The organism is Acidovorax sp. Q11 (genome assembly GCF_054950075.1).
This window is the reverse complement of record NZ_JBUDZG010000072.1, coordinates 1-1,545: the sequence shown is the minus strand read 5'-3', so window position 1 is coordinate 1,545 and position 1,545 is coordinate 1. Positions and strand designations below refer to the sequence as shown.

Below are 1,545 nucleotides of genomic sequence, written 5' to 3'. Positions count from 1 at the left end.
GCCCTGAACACCAACGTTGGCGTTCTTCGCGGTTTCCTCCCCCGAGGCTTGTGCGACACCTGCCCTCAGGTCGGGGGCGCTCATCGCTCGGGGGTATTCCGGGCAGGTATCTCACAACCCTAAACAACAACGGTCACTCGCGAATGGCAGGTTTCAGGTGGCCCAACACAACAGCACGCATATGGCAATTCTCGATGCGGCAGAAGCTTGGATTGCTCATGCGTGGCAAGAAATGGGCGCGTCATTCAACGCCACCGATCTTCCAGTTGCGCAGTTCCCTCAGTTCGATGTTGATGACCTGAGCTATCCGTTCAAAAACAAGCCTCTGAGCACGTGGCGTCTATTGAACGGCACCTTGATCTCCGACTCTGCGGCCAAGGTCCAGCGCGTTCCCTACATCGCGTTCTGCATTGACGAAGCCAAGGCTGAAATGGGCATTCAGGTGCAATGGGCGTCACGCTGCGGCTACGGAGTCACGATCCGCTTCAGTCCATCCGGCGAAATAGCTGAACAGAAAATGCGTTGGGTGTCGTGAGCCCTGAACGTCAGCTAACGGCCATGAAAGTGGCATCGCCGTTGCCTGCAGTGGGCCCTGAGCTGAAGTTCGGTTAGCTCCAGAGCAGACATTGCGTTCAGACCTTAAGAGATGCGCGGAATCCCAGGTAACCTGTCATCGTGAGTTTCACCGCCAATGAGGCATCCGAAGGTCTGGTGGACCGAATTGGCCAACGCCTGCACTCGCGACGGGCTGGGGCAGTACGGAGCCTCGTTTTCTAGCAGGTTTGCGACGCTGAACAGCGCCTCGAGGAGCTTTCGTGGAAGCAACTCGCTTCCCTTGAATTGGGTGGCTAGCTCGCGACACAAGACATGGGCTGCGTTAAAGGCATCGGACCGAACTTCCTTGGCCTCTTGAACCCCGTTGCAAACATCAGCGAGATAGCGAAGCATTTCTTCAGCGACGTGGTCGCTCGCGCTAATGGAGGCCTTTGGTGCTTCGAAACCAGCAACTGCCCCTACGAAGACTTGGGGGCCGCCGAGGGTCACAATTTCCTGCCGTGAGGGAAGCTTCGCTGCCATTTCCGGCCATTCCCGCTCAACGTACGCGCCCCAATACTCCACGTTCAAGCTGATGACAGGGCTACGCCATTCGAGTGATTCAAAGCCCAGCTCAGCGAGCCTTCCCTGAATCAGCTCAACGGCGATTTCAGCGTTCGCAGCTGCTGCGTACGCCGTGACGTAAGCGCCGATTGCTGCGGGTGCCAAATCAAGGTTTGTGCCGCGAGCGACCTTAGCAGTCACCTGGAAAAATTCTGTTCTCACCTGCCCCGGCTTGGCTCTGAAGACACCGAACATCTAGGTTCCTGAAAAGAAAAATAGGGCTTAAACCGTGTGACGGAGCGTGAAGCCCAAGGACGGCTTCTGTTTAGGGTTGTGAGATACCTGCCCGGAATACCCCCGAGCGATGAGCGCCCCCGACCTGAGGGCAGGTGTCGCACAAGCCTCGGGGGAGGAAACCGCGAAGAACGCCAACGTTGGTGTTCAGGG

Annotated in this window: 2 protein-coding genes; one reads left to right on the top strand and one right to left on the bottom strand. The window is 57.4% G+C overall.

Going from position 1 to position 1,545, the window contains the following annotated elements; all coding sequences use genetic code 11:
- Positions 1-181 precede the first annotated feature (181 nt).
- Positions 182-535 (top strand): hypothetical protein, encoded by a 354-nt coding sequence (locus ACYZGB_RS22705; RefSeq protein WP_462391248.1) that lies wholly within the window; start codon positions 182-184, stop codon positions 533-535.
- A 104-nt stretch (positions 536-639) separates the two neighbouring features.
- On the opposite strand, the gene ACYZGB_RS22700 is transcribed toward ACYZGB_RS22705, so the two are convergent.
- Positions 640-1,353: a hypothetical protein gene (locus ACYZGB_RS22700; protein ID WP_462391246.1), complete on the bottom strand. Its 714-nt coding sequence runs from the start codon at positions 1,351-1,353 to the stop codon at positions 640-642.
- Positions 1,354-1,545 lie beyond the last annotated feature (192 nt).

Excerpts from the sequence above, each read along its gene's own strand:
- ACYZGB_RS22705 (WP_462391248.1), top strand. The coding sequence starts at position 182 with ATGGCAATTCTCGATGCGGCAGAAGCTTGGATTGCTCATGCGTGGCAA.
- ACYZGB_RS22700 (WP_462391246.1), bottom strand. The coding sequence starts at position 1,353 with ATGTTCGGTGTCTTCAGAGCCAAGCCGGGGCAGGTGAGAACAGAATTT.